The organism is Nocardioides sp. DN36, from assembly GCF_055380375.1.
Window position 1 is genome coordinate 2,623,033 of the sequence record NZ_AP043823.1, and the last position, 21,971, is coordinate 2,645,003.

General features: G+C 74.4%; 20 protein-coding genes. 5 read left to right on the forward strand and 15 right to left on the reverse strand.

Translation table 11 applies throughout. The features are described 5' to 3' along the window. Window positions 1-32: 32 nt before the first annotated feature. The 4 genes from ACZ43H_RS13500 to ligD (ACZ43H_RS13515) all read right to left on the reverse strand — a co-directional run bounded on the left by ACZ43H_RS13500 (window position 33) and on the right by ligD (ACZ43H_RS13515) (window position 3,796). Window positions 33-1,244 carry a histidine kinase dimerization/phospho-acceptor domain-containing protein gene (locus ACZ43H_RS13500; protein ID WP_464583547.1) on the reverse strand — a complete coding sequence of 404 codons (1,212 nt, stop codon included), beginning with the start codon at window positions 1,242-1,244 and terminating at the stop codon, window positions 33-35. Beyond that, on the reverse strand, window positions 1,237-1,938 hold the full coding sequence (locus tag ACZ43H_RS13505; RefSeq protein WP_464583549.1) for a response regulator transcription factor: 702 nt from the start codon (window positions 1,936-1,938) through the stop codon (window positions 1,237-1,239). The genes ACZ43H_RS13500 and ACZ43H_RS13505 overlap by 8 nt, the downstream gene beginning before the upstream one ends. A gap of 56 nt (window positions 1,939-1,994) precedes the next feature. After that, window positions 1,995-2,522 carry a S26 family signal peptidase gene (locus ACZ43H_RS13510; protein WP_464583551.1) on the reverse strand — a complete coding sequence of 176 codons (528 nt, stop codon included), beginning with the start codon at window positions 2,520-2,522 and terminating at the stop codon, window positions 1,995-1,997. Between the two features lie 356 nt (window positions 2,523-2,878). Then, entirely contained in the window at window positions 2,879-3,796 is a 918-nt protein-coding gene (gene ligD / locus ACZ43H_RS13515; RefSeq protein ID WP_464583553.1) for a non-homologous end-joining DNA ligase, read from the reverse strand. Between the two features lie 129 nt (window positions 3,797-3,925). Between ligD (ACZ43H_RS13515) and ACZ43H_RS13520 the strand changes: the two genes are divergently transcribed. Genes ACZ43H_RS13520 through ACZ43H_RS13535 form a run of 4 tightly spaced genes read left to right on the forward strand, consistent with a single transcriptional unit; the run spans window position 3,926 to window position 10,218 of the window. Beyond that, on the forward strand, window positions 3,926-4,495 hold the full coding sequence (locus tag ACZ43H_RS13520; protein ID WP_464583555.1) for an OsmC family protein: 570 nt from the start codon (window positions 3,926-3,928) through the stop codon (window positions 4,493-4,495). 57 nt (window positions 4,496-4,552) lie between these two features. After that, a complete protein-coding gene (locus ACZ43H_RS13525; protein WP_464583557.1) occupies window positions 4,553-5,818 on the forward strand; it encodes a flavin-containing monooxygenase in 1,266 nt (421 codons plus the stop codon). Then, complete coding sequence (locus ACZ43H_RS13530) at window positions 5,815-7,038, forward strand: NAD(P)/FAD-dependent oxidoreductase (protein WP_464583559.1); 1,224 nt, start codon at window positions 5,815-5,817, stop codon at window positions 7,036-7,038. Before ACZ43H_RS13525 ends, ACZ43H_RS13530 begins: the two co-directional genes overlap by 4 nt. Before the next feature lie 45 nt (window positions 7,039-7,083). Beyond that, on the forward strand, window positions 7,084-10,218 hold the full coding sequence (locus ACZ43H_RS13535) for an ATP-binding protein (RefSeq protein WP_464583560.1): 3,135 nt from the start codon (window positions 7,084-7,086) through the stop codon (window positions 10,216-10,218). A 36-nt stretch (window positions 10,219-10,254) separates the two neighbouring features. On the opposite strand, the gene ACZ43H_RS13540 is transcribed toward ACZ43H_RS13535, so the two are convergent. Together ACZ43H_RS13540 and ligD (ACZ43H_RS13545) are read right to left on the reverse strand one after the other, a co-directional pair. Continuing rightward, window positions 10,255-10,962 (reverse strand): L,D-transpeptidase family protein, encoded by a 708-nt coding sequence (locus ACZ43H_RS13540; protein WP_464583561.1) that lies wholly within the window; start codon window positions 10,960-10,962, stop codon window positions 10,255-10,257. Between the two features lie 5 nt (window positions 10,963-10,967). Continuing rightward, complete coding sequence (gene ligD / locus ACZ43H_RS13545) at window positions 10,968-11,897, reverse strand: non-homologous end-joining DNA ligase (protein WP_464583563.1); 930 nt, start codon at window positions 11,895-11,897, stop codon at window positions 10,968-10,970. Window positions 11,898-11,971: 74 nt separating this feature from the next. On the opposite strand from ligD (ACZ43H_RS13545), the gene ku reads away from it, so the two are divergent. Next, window positions 11,972-12,889 (forward strand): non-homologous end joining protein Ku, encoded by a 918-nt coding sequence (gene ku, locus ACZ43H_RS13550; protein ID WP_464583565.1) that lies wholly within the window; start codon window positions 11,972-11,974, stop codon window positions 12,887-12,889. Window positions 12,890-12,985: 96 nt separating this feature from the next. On the opposite strand, the gene ACZ43H_RS13555 is transcribed toward ku, so the two are convergent. The 9 genes from ACZ43H_RS13555 to ACZ43H_RS13595 form a co-directional block, all read right to left on the reverse strand. Further along, window positions 12,986-13,558: an OsmC family protein gene (locus ACZ43H_RS13555; RefSeq protein ID WP_464583567.1), complete on the reverse strand. Its 573-nt coding sequence runs from the start codon at window positions 13,556-13,558 to the stop codon at window positions 12,986-12,988. 33 nt (window positions 13,559-13,591) lie between these two features. Further along, window positions 13,592-14,788, reverse strand: coding sequence for an FAD-dependent oxidoreductase (locus ACZ43H_RS13560; protein ID WP_464583569.1), 1,197 nt, complete (start codon window positions 14,786-14,788; stop codon window positions 13,592-13,594). A 124-nt stretch (window positions 14,789-14,912) separates the two neighbouring features. After that, window positions 14,913-15,677, reverse strand: coding sequence for a VOC family protein (locus ACZ43H_RS13565; RefSeq protein WP_464583571.1), 765 nt, complete (start codon window positions 15,675-15,677; stop codon window positions 14,913-14,915). A 165-nt stretch (window positions 15,678-15,842) separates the two neighbouring features. Further along, window positions 15,843-16,733, reverse strand: a complete 891-nt coding sequence (locus ACZ43H_RS13570) for an SDR family NAD(P)-dependent oxidoreductase (protein WP_464583573.1) — start codon at window positions 16,731-16,733, stop codon at window positions 15,843-15,845. Further along, window positions 16,718-17,797: an ABC transporter permease gene (locus ACZ43H_RS13575; protein ID WP_464583575.1), complete on the reverse strand. Its 1,080-nt coding sequence runs from the start codon at window positions 17,795-17,797 to the stop codon at window positions 16,718-16,720. Before ACZ43H_RS13575 ends, ACZ43H_RS13570 begins: the two co-directional genes overlap by 16 nt. After that, window positions 17,794-18,693: an ABC transporter ATP-binding protein gene (locus ACZ43H_RS13580; RefSeq protein ID WP_464583577.1), complete on the reverse strand. Its 900-nt coding sequence runs from the start codon at window positions 18,691-18,693 to the stop codon at window positions 17,794-17,796. Before ACZ43H_RS13580 ends, ACZ43H_RS13575 begins: the two co-directional genes overlap by 4 nt. 10 nt (window positions 18,694-18,703) lie before the next feature. Then, window positions 18,704-20,173, reverse strand: a complete 1,470-nt coding sequence (locus tag ACZ43H_RS13585) for an amidase (RefSeq protein ID WP_464583579.1) — start codon at window positions 20,171-20,173, stop codon at window positions 18,704-18,706. A 96-nt stretch (window positions 20,174-20,269) separates the two neighbouring features. Further along, window positions 20,270-21,340, reverse strand: coding sequence for a hypothetical protein (locus ACZ43H_RS13590; RefSeq protein ID WP_464583581.1), 1,071 nt, complete (start codon window positions 21,338-21,340; stop codon window positions 20,270-20,272). After that, window positions 21,337-21,897: a SigE family RNA polymerase sigma factor gene (locus ACZ43H_RS13595; RefSeq protein ID WP_464583583.1), complete on the reverse strand. Its 561-nt coding sequence runs from the start codon at window positions 21,895-21,897 to the stop codon at window positions 21,337-21,339. The genes ACZ43H_RS13590 and ACZ43H_RS13595 overlap by 4 nt, the downstream gene beginning before the upstream one ends. Window positions 21,898-21,971 lie beyond the last annotated feature (74 nt).

Here is a 21,971-nt window from a genome sequence, read left to right on the forward strand (position 1 = left end):
GGTGCCGGTGCCCGTGGGGCGGCCGGCGCCGGTCAGCGGCGGGGCAGCAGCACCTCGAGGCCCGCCGCCGGGTCGTCACCGCTGAGCCGACCGCCCAGCGCCTCGACCACGGCGCGGGCCTGGTCGAGCCGCGGGCCGGCGGCCCCGCCCTCGCCGTCCGCCACCCGCCCCTCGGAGGACACCTTGACCCGGAGGTGGCCGCCCTCCAGGCCCCAGAAGACGATGCGGACGGCGCCGGTGCCGCGGCGCACGACGTCGGTGAGCACCAGGTCGAGGACGTGCTCGACCGGGCCCGGGGTGTAGGTCAGCGACAGGTCGCCGTCCGCCGAGGCGGTCAGGACCCGGTCCCGGGCGGCCAGCCGGTCGGCCCAGCGCTGCGCGAGCTGGGTGGCCAGGTCGACCAGCGGCATCTCGGCGCCCGCGACCAGACTGCCGCTGCGCGAGAGCTCGACCAGCTCGCCCGCCACCGCGTTCATCTCGTCGACGCCGGCGAGCCCCCGGACCGCGGAGGCCCGCACGTCCTCGGGCACGTCGTCGCGGAGGCTGAGCTCCTCCAGCTCCAGGCGCAGGCCCGTCAGCGGCGTGCGCAGCACGTGGGAGGCGTGCTCGGCGAAGTCGCGCTCCCGGCGCAGCCGGTCCTCCAGCTGCGCGGCACTGGTGCGCAGCGCCTGGCCGATGGCCCGCGCCTCGGGGATCCGGGTGCGGGGCACGTCGACGTCGAAGCGGCCCCGGCCCAGCGCCGCCGCCGCGGCGGCGAGCTGCTGGAACGGCGCCGAGACGATGCGGGAGACGACGTACCCGATCGCGCCCGCCACCACCGCGATCATCAGGAAGAGCACGAGCACGGATCCGAGATCGCGGCCCAGGACGTCCCGGACGACCTCGGCGGACTGCCGGACGGTCACGGTCCCCTGGTCGAGGGTGGTGCTGGCGGCGAGGTCCCCGTCCGTGCCGTCGGAGCCGTCGTACCGATCCCCCTGCACGACCACCGGCTCGCCGTACGCGGGTACGTACTCCAGCCGCGCGTCGGGGGCGACCAGGCCGGAGAGGAAGTCCCGGTCGATCGTGCCGCCACCGGTCTGCCGGGCCTCGACCACCCGCGAGACCAGCACCGCCTGCTGTTGCAGGTGGGCGCTCTCCTGCTCCCGGACCAGGTCGCGGAGCACGAAGGCGCGCACCACGCCCGCGCCGAGGAGCAGCAGGACGGAGAGGACGATGAACGAGGCGGTGAGGCGGTTACGCATCGGAGGGGCCGCCCTCGAGGCGGAAACCCACGCCCCGAACAGCCACCACCCGCTCCGTCACCCCGACGCCCTCGAGCTTCTGGCGCAGCCGACCTATCGTCACGTCGAGCGTCTTCGTCGAGCCGTACCAGTTCTCGTCCCACACGTCGGCCATCAACCGGCCGCGGGAGACCACCTTGTCGCGGTTGGCGGCCAGGATGTTGAGGACCTCGAACTCCTTGCCGGTCAACGAGACCTCGTCCTCGCCGGCATAGACCCGCCGGCCCGCCACGTCGATGCGCAGGCCGCTGTCCGGTGGGCCGACCGCGGCCGCGGCGCCGGGGTTCGAGGCGGTACGACGCAGCAGCGCACGCACCCGCGCCTGCAGCTCGGCCAGGCCGAACGGCTTGGCCAGGTAGTCGTCGGCGCCGTAGTCGAGGCCCACGACGCGGTCCAGCTCACCGGCCCGCGCGGTCACGATCATGATCGCGCCGCCGTAGCCGGCGTCCCGGGCACGACGGCAGACCTCGAGCCCGTCGATGTCGGGCAGCCCGAGGTCGAGGATCATCACGTCGGTCGGGGACGACAACAGGTCGTCCAGCGCCCGCTGGCCGCTGTCGACCCAGGTGACGTCGTACCCCTCACGCTCCAGCGTGCGGACGAGGGGAAAAGCGATGTCCTCCTCGTCCTCCACGACCAGAACCCGTTGTGCCATGGGCAGGAGCATAGGGCCAGCGGCACCTGGATCGAGGGCAACACGGGTGGCCAGGGTCATGGTCGCGCTGCTCGGCGCCGCCGGCCGAGGACCGCGGCCACCGCGAACCCGCCTGCGCCGAGCAGCGCCGCCACCGCCACGGCCACCGGTCCCGGGGTCACGAGCGCCAGGTAGACGTAGCCGACGTACGGCACCGCGACCACGACGCGCTGCTGCGTCGGCCGGTCCAGGGACACCGTCCAGGGATCCGTCGCGGGGCGCGAGTCCGCCCGGGTGCGGGCCCGGCCGGCCTCGATCGAGACGATCCTGCGGGTCACCGGTCCCTCGAGCCCCGCATGGCCGGGCGGCTGGAAGGTGATCACGTCCCCGGCCCGCAGGTCGCTGACGGGCACGTCGCGCTCGATCAGGACGGCGCCCCGCCCGATCGTCGGCGCCATCTCGTCGCCGGACACGACGTACCGCTCCAGTCCCAGGCCTATCGGCAGCAGGGCGAGCAGCGTGACCGGCGCGAAGATGCCGAGCACGACGAGGAGCCGGCTCCACCGTGAGGGGGCCGGCTGCCACGGAGAGGTGACGATCTCCATCCGAGCCTCTTTCCCGAGAACGCTTCCTGGGCGGGGCGGCCCGTCCGACGCTCCCCCCGGGCGCCGGACGGGCTCAACCTCCCCGTGGGGGACGAACCGGAGGCACTCCCTCCCCGCTGCCTCCGGTGTCGTCCATTCCCCCCATGCAGTCCCCCCGTGCTCACTCCCCCCGTGCTCCCGATGCCCCCCCACGGTGTTCGTGCTGCTGCTGTCGTTGCGGTGCGGGCCCCGGCCCGGTCCCCACCCGGCCGGACCCGTGGCCCTCCCCCAAGATAGGAGTCACCGTCCCACGCGAGATCAACGCGACACCCACGGGACGTCCACCTTTTGGTAACACCCAGACCCGATCGGCAGGCTCAGGCCTCGCTGAAGAGATCTCCCAGATCCTGTACGCGGTCGAGCACCTCGTCGTAGCGGAGCTGCTCGATGCCGAGTGGGTCCTCGGCGCCCGCCTCGACCTCCTCCCACGACACGGGGGTCGCGACCAGCGGCCGATCCCGGCCGCGCAGGGAGTACGGCGCGATCGTGGTCTTGGAGCCGGCGTTCTGCGACCAGTCGAGGAAGACCTTCCCGGACCGTCGGGACTTGGTCATCGTGGCGGTGACCAGGCGCGGCTGCTCCCCCTGCAGCTCCTCGGCCACCTCCTTCGCGAGCGCCGTCGACTCGTCCGGGGGCAGCCGCCGCGGCAGGTCGGCGTACAGGTGCAGGCCCTTGCTCCCGCTGGTGACGGGACGGGCGTGGAGGTCGCGCTCGGCGAGCTTGTCGCGCACCAGCAGGGCGACGGTGCAGCACTCGTGCAGCCCCGCGGGCTCGCCCGGGTCCAGGTCGATCACGAGCCGGTCCGCGTTGCGGGGGCGCCCGTTGCGACCGACCGTCCACTGGTGCACGTGCAGCTCGAGCGCGGCCAGGTTCACCAGCCAGGTGAGGGTGGCGAGGTCGTCGACGATCGGGAAGGTGATGGTGTCGTCACCTCCCGCGCGGCTGCTCGACGCGGCCCGCCGCGACCCCGTGGTGGGCACCGTGGCGGTGCGCACCCACGAGGGGGTGCCGGCCGGCACGTTCTTCTCGAAGAAGCTCGAGCCCTCGACCCCGTGCGGCCAGCGGATCCGGGTCACCGCCCGGTCCCGCAGGTGCGGCAGCAGGGTCGGCGCGATCCGGGCGTAGTAGTCGAGCACCTCGCCCTTGGTGGTGCCGGTGTGGGGATAGAGCACCTTGTCGAGGTTGCTGATCCGCAGCGTGCGCCCCTCGACGTCGACGAGGACCTCACCCGGCATGCGCACAACCTAGCCGCCCGGGCCTGCCGCGACGGGGAAGGCCGGCGGAAGGCCGGGGGAAGGCCGGCCGCGCATGGTCGTACCGAACCGGCGCCGGACAGTCCGGCGCCACGACCGAGGAGAACCCCCATGACCGTCACCACCTCGCCCCAGTCTCGCAACGGAGTCGACGTCGCCACCCTGTTCGCGACGCTCGACGCGGTGAAGGAGAACCCGGCCATCGCCCGCTTCCAGTTCCGGGCCCGCAACAGCTGGCAGGGCGGCACGCACAGCCGTTCGGAGTACTCCGACTTCTTCGGCGCGATGCAGGAGATGGAGCACCGGCAGGTCACCGTCGTCGAGAGCGACCACCCGCAGGTGCTCGTGGGCACCGACCACGCCCCCACCCCCGTGGAGTACCTGCTGCACGCGATCGCGGGCTGCCTCACCTCCGGCATCGCCAACGTGGCCGCCGCCCGGGGCGTGACCCTCACCCACGTGAGCTCACGGGTCGAGGGCGACATCGACCTGCTCGGGATTCTCGGGCTGTCGGACTCGGTGCGCAACGGCTACGAGCAGATCAAGGTCACCTTCCACGTCGAGGGTGAGGCCGACGACGCGACGCTCCGCGAGATCGTCGAGCAGTCGCGCCGCCGGTCGGCCGTCTACGACGCGCTGACCAACCCCACCCCCGTCCACGTCGAGGTCGTCACCGGCTGAGCGTCCGTCGGCCCGGCGCCCGCCCTGCGCCGGGCCGACCCCCCGGAAGGAAGAACCATGAGCACCCGAAACGTCGACACCGTCGTCATCGGCGCCGGCCACGCCGGACTGGCCGTGAGCCACCTGCTCGGCCGCGCCGGTCGCGACCACGTGGTCGTGGACCGCGGTCGCGTCGCCGAGGCCTGGCGCAGCGAGCGCTGGGACTCCCTGCACCTGCTGACCCCGCGGTGGATGACCCGCCTCCCCGGCTGGAGCTACCGCGGGCCGGGGCAGGAGGGCTTCATGCCGGTCTCCGAGCTGGTCGGCCACCTCGAGCGGTACGCCGCGGAGTCCGCCGCCCCGCTCGAGCTCGGCCGGGAGGTGCTCGAGGTCTCGGTGCGCGACGACGGCTACCGGGTGGCCTGCGACGGCGCGGCCTGGCAGGCGCGTCACGTCGTGGTCGCCACCGGACCGACCGGGCGCCCCCATCTCCCCGCGGCGGCCGCCGCGCTGCCCCGGGACCTGGAGGTCCTGACCCCGCTGCAGTACCGCAACCCCGGCCTCCTGCCCGACGGCGGCGTCCTGGTCGTCGGAGCCTCCGCGTCCGGCACCCAGATCGCCGACGAGCTGGCCCGGGCCGGGCGCCGGGTGGTGCTGGCCGTCGGCCGGCACACCCGGATGCCCCGCCGCTACCGCGGGATGGACGTCCACTGGTGGCTGGAGCGGACCGGGCGCCTCGCGCGCACCGCCGACACCCTGCCCGCTGCCGCCCACCACGAGCCGTCGTTCCAGCTCGCCGGACGCGAACCCCGGGACCCGCGCGGCACCGACGTCGACCTCGACACCCTGCAGGACGCGGGGGTCGAGGTGATCGGCCGGCTGCTGGCCGTCGAGGGCTCGCGGGTCACCTTCGCCGACGACCTCGGCACCACCGCCCGGGACTCGGACGCGCGGCTGACGCGCTTCCTCGACCTGGTGGACCACCACGCCGCACTGCACCACCTGACGGCGGAGCTCGACGCCCCGGACCGGCCCGGGCCGACCCGCGTCGACCACGCCCGGACCGCGCTCGACCTGCGCGCCGAGGGCATCGGCAGCGTGGTGCTGGCCACCGGCTACGCGCCCCACCACCCCTGGCTGCGCGTGCCGGTGACCGGGCCCGGCGGCACCATCCGGCAGAACCGCGGGGTCACTCCGGCGCCGGGCCTCTACGTGGTCGGCCAGCGCTTCCAGCACCGTCGCGACTCGGCCACCGTCGACGGCGCCCGACACGACGCTCGTGACGTGGTCTCCCACCTGTGCGCCGACGACACGGCCGCCCTGCGGGCCCTGGAGCTCCGGTGAGCGCCCCGCGGCACGGCGCGGGGCGCGACCCGGCGTACGACGTGGTCGTGGTCGGCGCCCGGGTGGCCGGTGCCTCGACGGCGATGCTGCTGGCCCGGGCCGGCGCCCGGGTTTTGGTGCTCGACCGGTCGGCGTACGGCTCGGACACGCTCTCCACCCATGGACTGATGCGGGCCGGTGTCCTGCAGCTGTCCCGCTGGCGGCTGCTGGACCGGATCGTCGAGGCGGGCACCCCGGCCGTGCGGAGCACCACCTTCCGCTCCGCCGGGCTCGAGCCGGTGCACGTCACGATCCGGCCGAGCGAGGGGGTGGAGGCGCTGTACGCACCGCGCCGCCACCTGCTCGACCGCGTCCTGGCCGACGCCGCCCTCGAGAGCGGCGCCGAGATCCGGTACGGCGTGCGGGTGACCGGCCTGCTGCGCGACGGCTCCGGCCGGGTCGCCGGCGTCCGCACCGACGCCGGCGACGGTCGGGAGTCGACGGTGCGTGCACGCCACGTGGTCGGCGCCGACGGCATCCGATCGGTCGTCGCGGACGCGGCCGGCTCTGCCGTGCTGCGCCGGGGCCGGCACGCGAGCGCGGTGCGCTACGCCTATGTCGAGGGACTCGACGCGGCCGGCTACGAGTGGGCCTACGGGGACGGCGCCGGGGCGGGCTTCATCCCGACCGACGACGGGCTGCACTGCGTGTTCGCCGCCACCACCCCCGAGCGCCTGCGGACCCTGCGCCTGGGCGAGCGCGAGGACGCCGGCTTCCTGGCGACGTTCCGGCTGGCCGCGCCCGACCAGGTCGAGCGGCTCGGTGACGCCCGGCGCGTCGGACGGTTCCACGGCTGGGCGGGCGCGCCCGGGCACCTGCGGCAGCCGTGGGGCCCCGGCTGGGCCCTCGTGGGCGACGCGGGGTACTTCAAGGACCCGATCAGCACGCACGGGATGACCGACGCCTTGCGGGACGCCGAACTCGTGGCCGGCGCCCTGCTCGAGGTCCTCGGCGGCACCCGCACGGAGCGGGCGGCCCTCGGGGACTACCACCGGTGCCGCGACGCGGTCTCCCACCGGCTCTTCGAGGTCGCCGACGAGATCGCCTCCTACGACTGGGACGGTGCCGACGTGCAGCCGCTGCTGCGCCGGATGAGCGCGGCGATGACCGACGAGGTCGAGCTGCTCGCCTCCCTTCCGACGGCTCCGCGGCGCGAGGTCGCGGACGGCCTCGTCGGCTAGCCTTGGGATCGACCCGGACGGACCATGGTCAGTCGAGGCGCGGACATGCAGGTCGAGATCGCGATGCTCGGGGGGTTCTCGGTCACTGTCGCACGCTCTCCGGTCCCCGCCGGCGCGTGGTCGCGACGCGGCGCCGCCTCCGTGGTCAAGCTGCTGGCGCTCGCCGAGGGCCGCGCGCTCCACCGCGAGCAGGTCATCGACGCCCTCTGGCCCACGGTGCCCGTGGACGCCGCGCTGCCACGCCTGCACAAGGCCGCGCACTACGCGCGGCGAGCCCTCGCCGATGCGGCGGGCGGACCGGGCACGGAGCCGCCGACCGTCGTGCTGCGCCACGACCAGGTGCTGCTGCTGCCCGAGGCGGCCGTCGAGATCGACGCGGTCGAGTTCCGGCGCCGGGCACAGGAGGCACTGGCCGACGGGTCCGTCCCTGCTGCCGAGGCCGCGCTGACGGCGTATGGCGGGGTGTTGCTGCCCGAGGACCTCTACGAGCCCTGGGCCGCCGAGTGGCGCGACGCCCTCGGCGTCCTGCACCGCGACCTGCTCCGGCTCGCCCGGCGCTGGTCGGACCTGGTGCGCGAGGACCCGACCGACGAGGCGGCCCACGTGGCGCTGGCGCGTGACCTGGCGGAGCGCGGTGACCTGCGGGCCGCGGAGCGCCAGCTGGAGCGGATGGAGCAGGCCCTGCGCCGTGAGCTGGGCACGGTGCCCAGCGGCGAGGCGCAACGGCTGCGGGCCGAGGTCGCCGCCCGGTCCGGCGCCACGGCCACAGCGGCTGAGCCCGCCCCGGAGCAGTCCGTGCGGCTGGTGGGGCGCAAGGCCACCGGCGACCTGGTGCGCGACCGGCTCGAGCGCGCCGACCTGGGCCGCGGCACCACGGTGCTGCTGACCGGGCCGCCGGGGGTCGGGAAGTCGGCCGTGCTCGACCTGGCGACGACGCTCGCGAGGCGCCGCGGCTGGCGCACGGCCCGTGGCGCGGCGTCGGTCATGGAGGGCGCATGGCCGTACGCGCCGGTGCTCGAGGCGTTCGGCGACCTCTGCCGGCAACACCCCTCGCTGCTCGACGGGCTCGACGACAGCCTCCGGCTCGAGCTGGACCGCGCGCTGGCCGGCGAGCAGGCGGGGTGGAGCGGGGAGAGCGCCCACCAGCGGCTGTTCGTCGCGGCGGCCGAGCTGCTCCGGCTCGCGGCGAGCGACCGGGGCCTGCTGCTCGTCGTCGACGACGTGCACGAGGCCGACGAGGCCTCCCTGCGGCTCCTGCACTACCTCGCCCGGACCGCCGTCACCGAGCGGGTGCTGGTCGCGCTCGCCACCCGGCCGCACGCGACGCTCCGGGAGCTGGAGACGAGCCTGGTCGCCCGTGGCGTGGGGTCGGTCCTCGACCTGCAGCCGCTCGACGAGGCTGCGAGCCGTCGGCTGGTCGCGCTGCACCACCCGGACCTCGACGAGGCGACCGTCGCCGAGGTCTGCGCGGTCTCCGGCGGCCTGCCGTTCAGGCTCCTCGAGACCGCGCGCGCCGCGGCGGACGGCAGCGGCGACCTCGCCGTCTCCGGGCTCGCCGAGCCGGCGGTCGCCGTGCTCCGACGGGTCGCCCTGCTGGGGACGGCGTTCACCACCGACGAGCTGCTCGCGGTCAGCGGGGTCGGCGAGGACGCGACGTACGCCGCGCTGGCGGCCGGGCTGGACACCGCCGTGGTGGAGCCGACGGACACCGGCTACCGGTTCCGGCACGCCCTGGTCCGAGAGTCGGTGCTCGCGACCTTCCCCGCGCACGAGCGATCCCGAGCCGGCGGCGACGTCGCCGAGCAGATGGCCGCCCTCGGCGCCCCGGCCACCCGGGTCGCCCGCCTCTTCGTCGCCTCCGGGCACCCGGTCCAGGCGATCCCGTACGCCCGCCAGGCGGTCGAGACCGCGGGGGCACTGGGTGCCTACCGGGACGGCCTGGCCCTGGTCGACGCGGTGATCGACCACGCCTCCGGAGCCGACCGGGCGCACCTGCTGGCCCGGCGCGGCGACCTGCTGCTGGCGCTGGCGGACCCGGCGGCGGTGCCGGCGTACCGCGCTGCGCTGGCGATGACCACCGGCACCGAGCACCGGCTGGTCCGGGTCCGGCTGGCCCGGGCGCTCACGTTCCAGGGCGACCTCGACACCGCCGCCACCCTGGTGGCCGGGCTCGAGCTCGAGGGCGACTCCGCCGACGGGCCGCTGCTGCTCGCACGCGGCAACCTCGCCTACTTCACCGGGGACCTCGAGTCCGCCCACGAGGCCGCCGACGCCGCGCGGGCCGTGCTGCGGCCCGACGACACCTGGCAGCTGCTCGACCTGGTCGGCCTCCAGGGCTTCATCGCGCACCAGCGCGGCGAGCTCTTCGAGCGGTTCCGGCTCGAGCTGCGCCGCACGCTGGACGACCCGGGCCTGGCGACCGCGGTGTTCGACGCCCACCTGTGCGTGGCCGAGTCGATGCTCTACGGACCGATCCCCTTCACCGAGGTGATCGGGCTCGCCGAGCAGCTGCGGCGGCGCGCGGAGCAGCACGGGGCGCTGCGCGGAGCGGCGTTCGCGGCGGGACTGATCGGGGAGGCGGCGCTGCTCATGGGCGACCTCGACCGCGCCGAGCGGGAGCTGACCGAGGCCGTCGAGCTGCACCGCGACGTGGACGCCACGGCCGGTCAGGCCCACTCGCTGCAGCGCCTCGCCGACGTCCACGTGGCCAGGGGCGACCGGCCCGGCGCGACCGGCCTGCTCCGGCGTGCGCTCCCGCTGGCTCGCTGGTCGGTGATCAGCTCGCACCTGGTCCAGCGGGTCTACGGGTCGATGATCGCGGCGGCGCCGGACCCGGAGACGGCCGTGGCGATCGTCGAGCAGGCCGACCTCGCCATCGGCCAGACCGACCGCTGCGGCTTCTGCGACCTGATGCTCGAGGCGCCGGCCGCGATCGCGTGCGCCGACGCCGGGCTGCTCGACGACGCGGAGAGGCACCTGGCGCTGGCCCGGCAGTCGGCGGCGTTCCTGGTCAGCACCTCCAGGGACGCCGCGGTCGCCGAGGCGTCGGCGCACCTCGCAGCCGCACAGCAGGACGACGCGGGGTTCGAGCGGCTCGCGGGCGAGGCGGTGCAGCTCTTCACCCTGGCCGGGCAGCCGCTCGACGCCGCCCGCTGCGCCGCGCTGGGCGTGCGGGTCTGACCGTTTCTCGCCCGCCCCCACCCGCGGGCGGCGGGGTCACCGACCGATCGCGATGACCGGGTTGCGGTCGGGGTCGAGGCGCCGCACCAGCGCGCGGATGAAGACGCGTGGCGCGCTGACGCACCCCGCGGTCGCGCCGTCCCCGTTGACGTGCAGGAAGATCCCGGCGCCCCGGTGGCGGACCTGCCGGGCGTTGAACGAGGTGACGATCGACCACTCGTACTGCACCGGGTAGTCCGTCAGGCGTTCCGAGCTGTTCTCGTCGCTGGCCGGGAGCCGCCAGCGGAACCCGCCCTGGCTCCGGTTGCGGTAGCGGTTGTAGTAGCGCGAGGCGTTGTCCTGGACCCAGTAGTCACCACGCCGGATCCGGCGGTAGTCCAGGTCCCACGAGTCCTGCCGGCGATGGGTGCCGAAGACCCACGGCAGCCGGAACGTGCCGAGCGGGGTGGTCCCGGTGCCCTGACGCCGCCGGTCGGCGCGCACCAGGCCGCCGTACCCGATCCGCCCGTCGCGGGCCCGGAGCCGCTGCACCAACGTGCCGTCCCTCTTCGCCCAGAACGTCACTCGCGCGTGGTGACCGCGGGTGTGGTTCACGGTGACGACCTGGCGGGTGCCGGGCCGCAGGTGCACGGTGACGCCGTCGAGGCGGACGTCGCCGGCGGCCGACGCGGGTGCGGCCCCGAGTGGTCCCGCGGCGACCGCGAGGGTCGCGGCGAGCAGGAGGGCGGCGAGGACGGTGCGCACGGGCGTCACTGTTCCAGATCCGCCGGGGTGAGGTCGGTGCGCACGCCCTGGTACGACGGCTGCCGCAGCCGCTGTCGCCGCGAGACGTGGTGGGTGTCGACGTCCACGACGACGACGGGCTCGACCCAGTGGGTGCCGCGCGAGTCCTCCCGCGGCACCTCGTCGGCGAAGGGGCTCGCGGCGCTGGCCAGCGGGGCCAGCAGCTCGCCGAGCAGCCGCCCGGCCTTCGGTCCGATCCCGCTGCCGACCCGGCCCCGGTAGGCGAGCCCGTCGGGCGTCGGCTCACCGACCAGCAGGGCCGCGAGCCGGTCCGTGCTCCCCTCCTGCGGCCGCCAGCCCCCGACGACGTACGAGTGGCGGTGCCGGTGGGCGAACTTGAGCCAGCTCGGGCTGCGCGCGTCGAACTCGTAGCGCGAGGAGACCCGCTTGCTGACGATGCCCTCCAGCCCCTGCTGCAGCGTGGCGTCGAACAGCATCGCCCCGTCGTCGTACGCCGCCGGCACCTGCCAGGTGGACTCGGCCAGCTCGAGGCCCTGCAACAGCTCGCGGCGCCGCTCGAGCGGCTGGTCCGCCAGGTCCCGGCCGTCGAGCCGGAGCAGGTCGAAGACCATGTAGACCGCCGGGACCTCGCGGGCCAGCCGGGCCGCGGTCGTCACCTTCCGCACGTGCATCCTGTCCTGCAGCACCCGGAAGTCCGGCAGCCCCTCGTCGTTGAGGCCGATGACCTCGCCGTCGACGAGCAGGTCGCGGTCACCGAGAGGCGCGGCACTGACCTCGGGCCACGCGATCGTGGCGTCGTTGCCGTTGCGGCTCCAGAGCCGGGTGCCGTCGCCGGTGGTGTCCGCGAGGATCCGCACCCCGTCCCACTTGACCTCGTGCGTCCATCCCTCACCCGTGGGTACGTGTCGGCCACGGGTGGCGAGCATGGGACGCATGGGGCCATCCTGACCGATACTGGAGCAAGTCGGTGGTCGGGCGACCCGGCCGCAACGGGGAAGGGACGTGGGAGATGCGTGCGATCTGGAAGGGCGCGGTGTCCTTCGGGCTGGTCAGCGTGCCCGTGAAGCTCTACTCCGCCACCGAGTCGCACGACGTGTCCTTCCGCCAGGTGCACGCCAAGGACGGCGGCCGGATCAAGTACCAACGCGTCTGCTCGATCGACGGCGAGGAGGTGGCCTACGCCGACATCGCCAAGGGGTACGAGACCGAGGACGGCGAGATGGTCATCCTCAGCGACGACGACATGGCCGAGCTGCCGTCGACGTCCTCGCGGGAGATCGCGGTCGAGAAGTTCGTCCCGAGCGACCAGATCGACCCGATGCTCTTCGAGAAGTCCTACTACCTCGAGCCGGAGAAGTCCGGGGCCAAGCCGTACGCCCTGCTGCGGCAGGCGCTCAAGGACGCCGACCGGATGGCCGTGGTGACGGTCGCGCTGCGCCAGCGCACGACCGTCGCGGTGCTGCGCGTGCGTGACGACGTGATCGTGCTGCAGACCATGATGTGGCCCGACGAGATCCGGACGCCGGACTTCTCGGTCGAGACCGGCGAGGTCAAGGACGCCGAGGTCAAGATGGCCAACATGCTCGTCGAGACGCTGGCCGGTGACTTCGACCCCAGCGAGTTCGAGGACGACTACGCCGAGGCGGTGGAGTCGTTGGTCAAGGCCAAGATCGAGGGCGGCGAGGTCAAGCGGACCGCCACCTCGACCAAGTCGTCCGGCGAGGTGGTCGACCTGCTCGCGGCGCTGCAGCGCTCGGTGGACGCGGCCAAGACGGCGCGGGGCGAGACCACCGACGAGGAGCCGGCCGCCGCGAAGAAGTCGGCCCCCAGGAAGGCTCCGGCCAAGAAGACGGCCGCGAAGAAGGCGCCCGCCAAGAAGACCGCCAAGAAGGCACCCGCGAAGAAGGCGGCCAAGAAGGCCAGCTGACCGCGAGCACCGGGGCTAAGCCGGTCGCGTCGGACGGCTCGACGTGGCTGGTGGCGGCCGCCCCGGTGACGAGGCGGCCGCCCGCGACCACGTCCATCAGCTCCGGCTGGTGGCGACGTCGATGGCGACGGGGACTCCGTGGGTCATCACGTCGTACACCGCGGAGCGGGCGCGGGCCTGCTGCACGAGTCCGCGCAGCTGCTCGGCCTCCGCGTCGCCGCTCACGTGGAAGGTGACCCGCACCTGCTCGAACCCGTTGCGGACCGTCTCGTCCAGCCCGAGGATGCCCAGCAGGTCGATGTCGCCCTCGACGCGGGCGGTGACCTCGCCCAGCTCGATGCCGCGGGCCGCGGCGATGTTGGCCAGGCCGCTCATCAGGCAGGCACCCAGGGCCTGCAGCAGGTGCTCGGCCGGCGTGGGGGCACGGTCCTGCCCGACGAGCACGGCCGGGTGGTCGGCCTCCACGGTGAAGGGCTCGGCCCGCCGATGCTCGGTGCCGGCGCCGTGGAAGTCGTCGATCGTGGTGCGGTTGAAGGTGCCGTCGACCCACTCCGTGATGGCGCGGAACTGGAAGCGGCCCAGGTCGGGCTGCCCCCGGACCGCGCCGATGGTGGCGAACAGGCCGCCGGTGTCGACGCCGTTGAGGTGGTGGCTGTCGGTGATGGTCATGGTGTCTCTCCAGGTGGTGGTGACGGGGATGTCTCAGGCGGCGGGAGCCGCCTGCAGCCCGGCGGGTGCCGGGCGTGAGGCGAGCACGCTCGCCTCACGTTCGAGGGCCTCGCTCAGCTGCTTCTGCAGCGCCACGAAGCGGGTGGGGTGGGGGTAGGCCTTCAGGTCCCGGGTCAGCCGGAAGGTCTCCGCCAGGGCGGCGTCGCGGGCGCGGGCGTAGCCGCACATCGCCTCCTTCTCGGAGGAGTCCCCCACCAGGACCGCGTCGGCGGCGTCCGCGAGGAGCTCGGCGTCCCGGAACGCGTCGGTGATCCCGTGCCCGGTGACGGGGTCGCGGTGGTAGCCGGCGTCCCCCACCAGCGCCCAGCCCGGACCGTGCGGCACCCGCACCAGGTCCGGCAGGTCCACGCCGCCCCGGACCGGGCCGTCCACGCACCCCCCGCGCACACGTTCCGCGACCGTGGGAGCGATCTCCTGCAGGGCGTCGACGAGGGCACGGCCCCGTCCGGGCCCGGCGGTCCGCACGGGCTCGAGGAGCGGGCTCGGCCGCGAGAGCCAGACGCAGGCCCGGCCGTCGTGGGTGGGGAAGACGCCGGCGAAGGCGCGTGGGGCGATGTGGAACTCGAAGCCGTCCCAGGCCACCCCGCCGACGTGGGCGTACCAGGTCGACGTCCGCGGCTCGACGTACTGCCGGGTCGGCGCATCCACCCAGCGGGCGGTGGTCGACCGCAGCCCGTCCGCCCCCACGACCAGTCGGGCGCGGTAGGCGTGCTCTGCACCGGTCCTGCCGCGGGCGAGCACCCCGCAGACCCGGCCGCGGTCGTCACGCAGCAGTCCCGTGGCCGCGGTCCCCGTGTGCAGCTCCGCCCCGGCGGCGACCGCCTCCTCGGCGAGCAGCGCGTCGAGCACGGTGCGTCGGGGGGCGAGCAGGAGGTCGACGCCGGCGCGGTCCTTCACCTGCACCCGGCGTTCCTGCCCCTCGGACGCGAAGCTCACGTGGCGGACGGGCGGCGCACCGCTGGCGAGCACCTTGTCCAGCAGCCCCCAGCGGGCCAGCTGGACCACCCCGCCCCGGGCGATGGCGTGCGTGGACAGGGTGTCGCTGGGCAGGCCGGCCCGCTCGAGGAGGACGACGTCGTACCCCCTCGCGGCGAGCAGCCGGGCGGTGCTCGCGCCGGCGCAGCGGGCGCCGATGACGACGACGTCGTGACGGGTGGTGTGGAGTGCCATGGCTCCGACGATCCAACGTCGGCCGCCACCGGGCTTGGAGACCGTGTGGAGGAGCCGTGGCGGTTCCGTGCCGCGGATGCGGCGAGCTCACCGGCCGGCACCCTCGAGAGAGTCGGCAGGCTCCTCAGCCCTGCGAGGTCGCTCCCATCAGGCAGAACTGGACGCCGGCCGGGTCGCGCAGCACCGCGAGCCGGCCGTACGGCGTGTCCTCGGGCGGCACCACGACGGTGGCTCCGGCGGCATCGGCCCGCTCGGCGGTCGCGTCGGCGTCCGCGACCTGGAGGTAGAACTGCCAGCGGGAGGGGTCCTCGCCGAGCATCGCGGTGGCGTCCATGATCCCCGCGCGTGCCTGCTCGTCCGCGCCCAGCGTCGTGTACCGGAACTCGGGGGTGTCGCTCATCGTGTGCACGTCCCAGCCGAAGACGTCGGCGTAGAAGCGCACCGAGGCGTCGTAGTCCTTGCTGAGTGTCTCGTACCAGGCCGGTGCGCCGTCCTGGGCCGTGACCCCGGTGCCCGCGAACGACTGCGCCTGCCAGGCACCGACGGCCGCCCCCGCAGGGTCGACCAGGACCCCCATGGTGCCGAGGTCGCCGACCTGCATCGGGCCCGCGATCACTTCCGCCCCGGCCGCCCGGGCCCGGTCCAGCAGCGCGGTCGCGTCGGTCGTGGCCAGGTAGACCGTCCAGGTGCTCGGTCCGCCCATCGACCCGTCGTTGCGCATCAGCCCGGCCACCGGGACGCCGTCACGCTCGAAGATGCGGTAGCCGCCGTGCTCCTCGTCGGGCTCGGTGGCCGTCCAGCCGAACAGCCCTCCGTAGAAGTCGGCCGCGGCGTCGGTGTCGGGGGTGAACAGCTCGATCCAGCAGGGCTCACCGGGCAACGTGGTCATGGGGATCTCCTCTCGTGGCTCCTGCTCATGTGGACCTCGCGGGCGCCCGGGACTCATCGGTGCCGGGCGACCACCTCCCCCGACGCTGTTGCGCGTGGTGATCGTCCTCGCCGACGTCACGGCGGCGATCGCGATGCTCCTACCGCAGGGGTCCGCCGGGGTGGGTCAGTCCCGGGCGCCGCGCGCGGCCCGGGAGTCCGGCCAGGCCCGGTCGAACCTGCTGAAGAGGGCGTCGCTGAGCCGCGGGGCAACCAGGTTGAGGACCTCTCCGACGTTGCCGGCGGCGGTGTTCACGGTGATCGGGCGGTCCTCCAGGGCGCGCACCACCTTCGCGGCGGCCTGCTCGGGCGTGAGCGCGCGGCGGCCGGCGTACGCCTCGGTCGGCGCCACCATCGGGGTGCGGACCAGGGCGAACCGCATGTTCGTGAACGTGACCTCGTCCCGGTAGGTCTCGCGTGACGCCACCCGGCTCCAGGTGTCGAGCGCGGCCTTGGAGGCGATGTACGCCGCGAACTTCGGCGCCTTCATCTGCACGCCCCAGGTGCCGATGTTGACGACGTGGCCGAAGCGCTGGGCGCGCATGGCCGGCAGCAGGCCCATGGTGAGCCGCACCGGGCCGAAGTAGTTGACCGCCATGGTCCGCTCGAAGTCGTGGAAGCGGTCGTGGCTCAGGTGCAGCGAGCGCCGGATCGATCGCCCGGCGTTGTTGACGAGGTGGTCGACCGCACCGTGCTCGGCGAGCACCCGCTGCACCAACGCATCGACCGCAGCCCCGTCGGTCAGGTCGCAGGAGTACGCCGCAGCGCGGCCGCCGCCCGCCTCGATCTGCCGCCGCACCCGGTCGAGCTCGTCGGACCGGCGGGCCACCAGCAGCACCGTCGCGCCGGTCCGGGCCACGGCAAGCGCAGTGGCCTCGCCGATGCCGGACGAGGCGCCGGTGACGAGCACGGTCCGGCCCGCGAGCGGGCTGCCCGCGTCACCGGTGATGCGTCGCAGCAGGCGACGCACCCGGGCTCGCGGTGTCTGGAGCAGCAGACCCACTACGCGGTGTCCCACCTGAAGAGCCTCGCCGCGACCAGGGTGATCACCGTCGCGAAGGCGGCCAGGACCAGCATCGGCACCAGCGCTGCCGCGGGTCCCTGGCCTCGCACCATGACGTCCAGCATGCCGTCGTTGAGGTGTCGCAGCGGCATCAGCTGCGACACGGTCTGCAGCCAGCCCGGAGCGCCGTCGAGCGGGAAGAAGGACCCGCTCAGGAACGCCATCGGCAGGACCAGGAAGTTGGCCATGTTGACCGCCCCCTCCTGGGTCTTGGTGAGCGCGCCCGCGAGCAGCCCGACCGACATGAAGCAGAGCGTGCCGACCACCAGCAAGGGCAGCGCCATCCACCACGACCCGGTGAGTCGCAGCCCGAACGCGGCGCTCCCGAGGCCCAGGAAGATCGCCATCTGGACCAGGGCGATCAGGACCGTCACCGCGATCCGGGCGCCGACCACGGTGCGCGTCGGCACCGGTGCCAGCTGGAGGCGACGCAGCAGCTTGCTCTGCCGCCATCCCTGCAACGTCGCCGCCGCGCCGAAGCTCGCGCTCATCGCGATCGCCCAGCCGAGCAGGCCCGGCGTCACGAACTGGATCGTGTCGAGCGAGTCGTCCTCGACCGCCTCGGTCTCCAGGGCGTACGTCGGCGGGTTGCCGCTCAGGGCGACGTTGGTGCCGTCCACGAACGCCTGGAGCGCGCCCTGGGTGATGGCCGCCTTCACCTGGTCGGTCTGCGTGTAGTGCGCGACCAGGGTGTTGCCCTGCATCTCGATGGCGACGTCGGCGTCACCCCTGCGGACCTCGCGGAGCGCGGCGGCGGCGTCGTCGGTGCGGGTCACGTCGAAGGTGTCGTCCCACGCCTCCTTCGCGCCGTCCGAGAGCTGGTCGACGAGGGCGACGTCACCGACCTGCACCAGGTCGACCTTGGACTGCGTCTGGTTGGCGAAGATGCCGCCGAAGAGCACCAGGAACATCAGGGGGAAGATCAGCGCGAAGAAGACCGAGGCCTTGTCGCGGTAGAAGCCGCGCAGGATCGCGGCGGACAGGGCGACCGCGGGCCGGTTGGTCGTCACGGGGCTCATGCGCGGTACTCCCGGCCGGTCAGGTCGAGGAAGACGTCCTCGAGCGTGCCGGTGTGCACCTGGACACCGTCGAGCCGGTCGAGCGCGGCCAGGCGCGACACCACGGTCGCCGGCTCGCGCGTGGTGAGCACCAGGCCGTCGGGGGTGGCCTGTGCGTCGCTCACGGCGGGCAGCGCCCTGCCCTCCTGCTCGCCGAGCTGGCCGGCCGCCACGGTGATCCGGACCGGCGCGTCCAGCCCGCGCACCAGGGCCGCGGGCGTGTCGAAGCGCAGCACCCTCCCGTGGTCCATGATCGCGACCCGGTCGCAGAGCACCTCGGCCTCGTCCATGTAGTGGGTGGTGAGCACGACGGTGCGACCGGAGTCGTTGAGGCCCGCGAGCAGGTCCCACAGGTTGCGGCGAGCCTGGGGGTCCAGCGCGGCGGTGGGCTCGTCGAGGAAGACGACCTCGGGGTCGTGCACCAGGGCGCAGGCGATGGACAGGCGCTGGGCCTGGCCCCCGGACAGGTTCTCCACCCGGGTGTCGGCCTTCTCGACCAGCCCGACCCGCTCGAGCCAGTCGTCGGCACGCCGGGCGTCGACGCCGTACAACGCCGCGAAGGTGTGCAGCTGCTCGCGCGCGGTGAGTCGCTCGAAGAACGACGAGGCCTGCAGCTGGACGCCGATCCGCGGGAGCAGCGCGGGGTTGCGCGGCCAGGGGCTCTCCCCCAGCACCCGCACCGTTCCCGAGTCCGGCCGGCGCAATCCCTCGATCATCTCCAACGTCGTCGTCTTGCCGGCGCCGTTCGGCCCCAGGATCCCGACGAACTCGCCCTCGCCCACGTCGAGGCTCACCCCGTCGACGGCCCTCAGCTCGCCGTAGGCCAGCGCCAGCTCGACAACTTCGATCGCTCCCACCCGCCGGACCCTAGGGCAGTCGGAACCCCGGCCTCGACAGACTTTCCGGTGCCGGGGACCCCGTCTTTGGTAGCCGCTCCCCCGCCAGCAGCGGCCAGGGGCGGGCCGCCTCGAGCTGCGCGGAGAGCGAGAAGAGCGTGGCCTCGTCGTCCGTGCGGCCCACCAGCTGGACGGAGGTCGGCAGCCCGTCCGGCCCGGTGCCGCACGGCACGGCCGCGGCCGGGTTGCCCGCGACGTTCCAGAGCGCCGCGTAGGCGATCGCGGGCATCGCCCGCAGCGAGGCGCGCACGGTCCCGACACCGTCGAGACGCCCCACGCGCGGCGGTCGGTGCGCGATGGTGGGGGTGAGCAGGACGTCCACGTCGTCGAAGACCCGGTTGGCCTTCGCCGACACCTTCTCGGTCTCGCGGAGCGCCCAGTCGCGGACCCTCGGCGTCACCCATCCGCCGAGGCGACAGGTCTCCCGGGTCCGGCGCTCGAGCCGGTCGCGGTGCTCGACGAGCTCGGCCTCGGACCGGATGCCGGCGAAGAACTGCGGGACGAACGCGGAGGTCGGGTCGGGGTAGCGCGGGTCGACCTCGCGCACGTCGTGCCCGAGGTCGGAGAGGAGCCGGGCGGTCGCCTCGACCGCCCGGACGTGGACCGGGTCGGGGCGCACGCCCAGGGTGACCGGCCTGGTCGTCCAGCCGATCCGCAGCCGTCCCGGCTCGCGGCCGGCGGCCTCGACGAACGACGCGTCCCCGCCCGCCCGGTAGAGGTCGCCCTCGACGTTGCCGCGGATCACGTCGTAGACCAGCGCGCTGTCGCGCACCGTGCGGGTGAGGGGTCCGGCGGTGCCGAGCGCCCACCACAGGTGTGGGTGCGGCGCCGTCGTCACCCGGCCGCGCTGGGGCTTGAGACCGAAGAGTCCGCAGCAGGCGCTGGGGATCCGGATGGACCCGCCCCCGTCGCCGCCGATGCCCACGGGGACCATGCCGGACGAGACGGCGACGGCGGTGCCGCCGCTGGAGCCGCCCGGTGTCCGGGTGCGGTCCCACGGGTTGCGGGTGACGCCCCGGGAGGCGGACTCGGTGTAGGGGAACGCCCCGAACTCCGGCATCGTCGTCTTGCCCACGACGACGGCGCCGGCGGCGCGCAGACGGCGCACGATCTCGGCGTCGGCAGCGACCGGGGTCGCGTTGGCGTCGCCGCCGAACGTCGTCACCGTGCCGGCGACGTCGACCTCCTCCTTGATGGCGATAGGCACGCCGTGCAGCGGGCCCGGCGTGCCGCCCCCGGCGAGCAGCGCGTCGCGCGCGTCGGCCTCCGCCCGAGCCTCGTCGGCCAGCACCACGGAGAAGGCGTTCAGCGGCGGGTCCTGTGCCGCGATCCGGGCCAGGGCCTCGTCGACCGCGCTCCGGGCGGTGAGCTCCCCCGCGGTGGTGCGGCGCACGGTCTCGGCCACGTCGATCCTGCTGTCGGTCCTGCTCAGGTCGGTCACGTGTGCACCCTAGGGCCGAACAACGTCATCCGGGCAACGTCGTACGGAATGAGGCCTTGGGGCCACGATCCGCATGACGTCTCGGCGGGGACTGCGCTACATGTCGACCCCGATGAACATCGGGTCCCCGTGCAGGGTCCTCAGCGGACCGAGCTCGACGCAGTGCCCGGAGGGCACCTCGCAGTCGTAGACCGTGCTCCTCGAGCCACGCCCCGGCACCGCGGTCAGCACCGAGCCGTCGGTGTCGATCGCCCACCAGCCGTAGGCCGGCCCCTTCCCGGTGTCGCCGCGGTCGAGCACGACCGGCCGGCCGCCGTCGGTGGGCGCGAGCCGACTCGACCAGTAGAGGACGTGGCGGCCGTCGTAGGTGAGCTGCGCATCGATGGCGCCCGGGACCAGGCGGTAGTCCGCGGCCGCCTCGGCGTCGGGTGCCGGCCCGGTGTAGAGCAGCACGCCGTTGCGCACGTCGGCCACGCGGGTCCGCGGCCCCGCCAGCGGGCGGACCTCGTCGGTGCGCGTGTCCCAGGCCGTCGTGCCGTCGGAGGTGCGCAGGAGCACGACGCCGCCGTCGAGACCGTCGATGACCGTGCCGCTCCCCACGTCGTGGCGGGCGACCACCCGGTCGGTGGCGAGGTCCCGGACGGTCACGGTCAGCTGACCGCCGAGCACCGCCCCGTAGGCGACCAGCGGCCCCTGGGCGTCCACCTTCGCGGTGGGGTGGAAGGTCCCGGTGTCGGCGTCGCTCTCGAGGTCGGTGACCTTCCCGGACTCGTCGAGCAGCCGAGGCACGCCGGCGTCGTAGAACACCACGCCGTACGGCGTCGCCGTCGCGTCGGTGTCCAGGAACCGCAGCCGGGCGCCGGGGAACGTGCGACCGCCGAGGTGGATCTCCGCCCCCGGGGCGGCGTAGGCCCGCAGGCCCTCGGAGAAGTCAAGCCGGCCGAGCGGGGCGACCGGCTGCGGGCCGACCAGCGGCTGGCCGCCCGTCAGCTGAGCCGTCAGGACCGCGACGGCGGCCACGGACGCGACCCCGCCGGCGAGTGCGGTGGCCCGGCGGCGGCGCCGGATCCGGCCGCCCTCCCGGACGGCACGGGCGAGGTCCCCCGGAGGGGGCACGACGGCGGACAGGTCCGCATCGAGGGCGCGGCGAAGGTCGGTGGTGCTCATGCGTCGGCTCCGTCCTGGAGGGCGCCGTGGCGCCGGAGGTTGGCGAGGGCGGCGGAGGCCTGGGACTTCACGGTCCCCTGGCTGCAGCCGAGCACCGCCGCGATCTCCCGCTCGGAGAGGTCCTCGTAGTAGCGCAGCACGATGACCGCCCGCTGCCGGACGGGCAGCTGCCGGACCGCCGGCCACAGTGCCCCGTGGACCACCACCTGGTGCTCCGGCGAGGCGACGGGCGTCGCCGGCTCCACGGACTCCGAGGGGCGCTCCCGGCGCCCCCACCCGTGCCGGCGGCCGGCCAGGATCTCGTTGACGACCATCCTGCGGACGTAGGCCTCGGGGTGGTCCGCGGACGCGACCCGCCGCCACGACGCGAACGCCTTGGCGTACGCGGTCTGCAGCGCGTCCTCGGCGGCCGCGGCGTCACCGGTGATGGCGACCGCGGTCCGGAACAGCCGAGGCCAGGTCGCGGTGAAGAACTCCGCGAACTCCTCGTCGGCGGCCATCCGGCCCTCCCCCGTCGGTGCGGCGCCGCTCGGCGACGACACGGTCAGTGCTCTCATGCCCTCCAGATGTGCCGAGCAGGGCGACGGGTTGTCCCGGCGCCCTGCCTTTCGCCGACGGACTTCCTCCGACG